The organism is Polynucleobacter sp. 35-46-11 (genome assembly GCF_002281105.1).
In genome coordinates this window covers 1-3,476 of record NZ_NCFJ01000270.1, presented here as the reverse complement: position 1 = coordinate 3,476, position 3,476 = coordinate 1, and the positions used below count along the sequence as shown (strand labels likewise).

Below are 3,476 nucleotides of genomic sequence, written 5' to 3'. Positions count from 1 at the left end.
TAAGCCGGCACAAGAAGCTAAACTTTTAGAGATCGTTGCCGATTCAAAAGTAGATATGGTTATTTTGGCGCGTTATATGCAAATTCTGTCAGATGACTTGTCCACTAAATTATCTGGCCGCTGTATTAACGTTCACCATTCATTCTTACCTAGCTTTAAGGGTGCTAAGCCTTACCATCAAGCTCATGCCCGAGGCATTAAGTTGATTGGCGCTACAGCACACTTTGTTACCAGCGATTTGGATGAGGGTCCGATTATTGAGCAAGACGTCACTCGCGTTACTCATGGTGATACGCCTGAGGACTTAGTTCGTAAAGGTCGTGATTTGGAACGTACCGTACTTTCACGTGCTCTTCGCTATTACTTGCATGACCGCGTCTTAATTAACGGCGCAACTTCGGTCGTCTTCTCGGATTGAGTTGAGTCTCTGAGGCCTTACCCATGATCTCCGGCCTTGTTCAAATACTTTTATTCCAAAGCTTGGGTGAGCTTATATCCAAATTCGCCCTTCCCACCCTTCCCGGACCTGTAATTGGCCTAGTTCTTCTGATTATTTGGCTAGTACTACGCAAAGGAATTAACGACGACCTTGCTATGGTGGCAGATGGCTTCAGCCAATACCTAGGTCTCTTATTCGTGCCGGCTGCAGTAGGTGTGGTGCTATTTTTACCCCAACTTAAAGCCAATGCACTGGCCATCGTGAGTGCCTTAGTGGGTAGCGTTATCTTAACTATCGCCACAACGGCAATTGTGGTCCGCTTTTTAAGTACAAAACCTCAAAGCACTGAATCATGAGTGAAAAACACTCCATCGTAGAGATTTGGGTTTACCTCTCCGCTAGCCCCTTATTTGCACTCTTCATCACATTGGCGGCCTATCAAATTGGTTTATTAATCTACAAAGCCACCAAACAGAATCCCCTAGCGAACCCAGTAGCTATTGCCATCATCTTGGTGGCCAGCATGATTCAATTGATTGAGATGCCCTATTCCACCTACTTTGAAGGCGCGCAATTTATTCACTTCTTATTGGGCTCAGCCACCGTGTCACTAGCAATACCAATATATAGAGGGCTTAGCAGTCTTAAAGGAAGATCCTTGCCTTTACTGGCGTCTTTAGTTGCAGGAGGCTTGGTATCCATCATCAGCGCCGTTAATATCGCCAAACTATTCGGTGCAGATTCCAGTATCACTGGTGCCATGTACCCCAAGTCGGTAACTGCACCAATTGCCATGGGTATCGCTGAGCGTATTAGCGTATCCCCAACCCTCACCGCTATATTTGCCGTCACCACCGGAATTCTGGGGGCTATTTTGGCACCTTTTATTCTCAATGCTTTGGGTATGAAAGCATGGTGGCAACGTGGGTTTGCGATTGGCATTGGTGCTCACGGCATTGGCACCTCGAGAGCATTTAGCATTCATCCTGAGGCGGGCACTTATGCCAGCCTCGCTATGGGCATGAACGGCGTAATTAGTGCGGTAGCTATTCCGATTTTGTATCACATCTTTAATTAAGAAAATTTCAAATTATGTTGATTTCTCCTCCTTATAGTGGGGCACGCGCCCCAGTGCTAGCTAAGAATGCTGTGGCTAGCTCACAGCCTTTAGCAACCCAAGCTGGTATTGAAGCTCTGCAGCATGGTGGCAATGCGGTTGATGCGGCTTTAGCAACTGCAATCACGCTCACCGTAGTTGAGCCCACCATGAATGGTCTCGGTGGAGATGGTTTCGCCTTAATTTGGGATGGCAAAAAACTCCATGGCATGAATGCCTCTGGTCGCGCACCAGGAGCATGGACGCCAGACTATTTTTCAGGCAAATCTGCAATGGATTTGATTGGCTGGAATACAGTAACCGTACCAGGCATGGTGTCAGGATGGATTGAGTTATCTCGCAAATTTGGTAAGCTGCCTTTTGCGCAACTCTTTAAGCGCGCAATTGATTATGCAGAGAATGGTTTTCCAGTTTCACCGGTGATTGCTCGCCAATGGCGCGAAGCAGTTCCTATCCTAAAGAATCAACCGGGCTTTAGTGAATCTTTTTTGATCGATGGCAAAGCCCCGGTTGCTGGCCAAATATGGCGCTACCCGGCTCAAGCAAAAACACTTCGCGAGATCGCCGAGACAGAAGGGGAATCTTTTTATACCGGTAGGTTAGCGCAAAGCATGGTTGACTTCGCACAAAGCACTGGCGGTTGCTTCACTATGACTGACTTTGCAAATAATCAAACTGAATGGGTAGAACCTTTGGCCTTTGATTATGGTGAATACACCCTCCATGAAATTCCACCCAATGGCTCGGGCATCGCCGCACAAATGGCTCTGGGTATTTTGCAGGCTGCTAATGTCAAACAATACCCCGCCAATTCTGCGCAACGCATTCATCTTCAGGTGGAAGCAATGCGCATTGCTTTTGCCGATGCCTATGCCTATGTATCTGATGCGAGCTCGATGAAGGTGCCAACAAGCGCCCTGTTAGATAGGGATTATTTAGCTAGCCGTGCTGCACTCATTAATCACAATCAAGCTGGTAGCTATGGTGCAGGCGATCCTCATGCTGGCGGCACTGTTTACCTCTGTGCTGCAGATGAATCTGGCATGATGATTTCTTATATTCAGTCGAACTTTAAGGGCTTCGGTTCCGGAGTGGTTGCTCCCGGCGGTATTGCATTCCATAACCGCGGCATGAGCTTTAGCCTGACTGAGGGCCACCCTAATCAAGTAGCGCCAGGTAAGCGCCCTTTTCACTCCATCATTCCTGCATTCTTAACAAAGGGTAATCAACCTACTATGGCGTTTGGTGTGATGGGTGGCAATATGCAGCCACAAGGACATATTCAGTTTGTCATGAGATTTGTTGATGAGTATCTCAATCCCCAAGCTTGCTCTGATGCGCCCCGCTGGAGAATTGATGATCTTGGCAAACTGACGGTAGAAGCTTCTATGCCCATGGCTGTAGTTGAAGGCTTGAAAGCGCTGGGGCATGAAGTGACCGTGATGCCGGCAAATAGCTTGGATTTTGGTAGCGCCCAAGCAATTGCACTGCTCGGTGAAGAAACTAAGGATGCCTATATTGCTGGTAGCGATCATCGCCGTGATGGATTGGCGGCGGGATTCTAGATTTCCAACTACGGCGTAAAAGTTGCCTGCAATATATCGAGACTAGCTCCCAATGTTTTATTGCTGACTGCGCCTAATCTTTTGACTAGGCGGGCCTTATCTATTGTGCGAATCTGATCCAAGAGGACTAAACCTTTTTTGCCATCGTGTGTAATCGGCACGCGATAGGATGCTAATCTTCCTTTTGTGGTCATTGGCGCAATAATCACGGTTCGCAAAAAGTCATGCATCTCTTGCGGAGATACAACAACGCATGGTCGAGTCTTTTTAATCTCACTTCCCATAGTTGGATCTAGATTAATTAACCAAATATCTCCGCGTGAAACGATACTTTTTACCAAACCCAATCCTCATC

The 3,476-nt window shown here is 47.3% G+C and carries 5 protein-coding genes; 4 read left to right on the top strand and 1 reads right to left on the bottom strand.

Features of this window, described 5'->3' with window-relative positions; all coding sequences use genetic code 11:
* The 4 genes from B7Y67_RS13300 to B7Y67_RS13285 all read left to right on the top strand — a co-directional run.
* The coding region (locus B7Y67_RS13300) for a formyltetrahydrofolate deformylase (protein WP_293599065.1) at window positions 1–418 on the top strand (418 nt) is incomplete at its 5' end.
* A 23-nt stretch (window positions 419–441) separates the two neighbouring features.
* Window positions 442–795, top strand: a complete 354-nt coding sequence (locus B7Y67_RS13295) for a CidA/LrgA family protein (RefSeq protein ID WP_293599064.1) — start codon at window positions 442–444, stop codon at window positions 793–795.
* The gene (locus B7Y67_RS13290) at window positions 792–1,517 is read left to right on the top strand and encodes an LrgB family protein (RefSeq protein WP_293599063.1); all 726 of its coding nucleotides are present in this window, start codon (window positions 792–794) and stop codon (window positions 1,515–1,517) included. Before B7Y67_RS13295 ends, B7Y67_RS13290 begins: the two co-directional genes overlap by 4 nt.
* Before the next feature lie 14 nt (window positions 1,518–1,531).
* Window positions 1,532–3,121, top strand: a complete 1,590-nt coding sequence (locus B7Y67_RS13285) for a gamma-glutamyltransferase family protein (protein ID WP_293599062.1) — start codon at window positions 1,532–1,534, stop codon at window positions 3,119–3,121.
* An 8-nt stretch (window positions 3,122–3,129) separates the two neighbouring features.
* Here the strand turns inward: B7Y67_RS13285 and B7Y67_RS13280 are convergent, their stop codons facing one another.
* A complete protein-coding gene (locus B7Y67_RS13280; protein WP_215303806.1) occupies window positions 3,130–3,450 on the bottom strand; it encodes a type II toxin-antitoxin system PemK/MazF family toxin in 321 nt (106 codons plus the stop codon).
* Window positions 3,451–3,476: the final 26 nt, after the last annotated feature.

Coding starts and splice junctions, on each gene's coding strand:
- B7Y67_RS13295 (WP_293599064.1), top strand. CDS start 442: ATGATCTCCGGCCTTGTTCAAATACTTTTATTCCAAAGCTTGGGTGAG.
- B7Y67_RS13290 (WP_293599063.1), top strand. CDS start 792: ATGAGTGAAAAACACTCCATCGTAGAGATTTGGGTTTACCTCTCCGCT.
- B7Y67_RS13285 (WP_293599062.1), top strand. CDS start 1,532: ATGTTGATTTCTCCTCCTTATAGTGGGGCACGCGCCCCAGTGCTAGCT.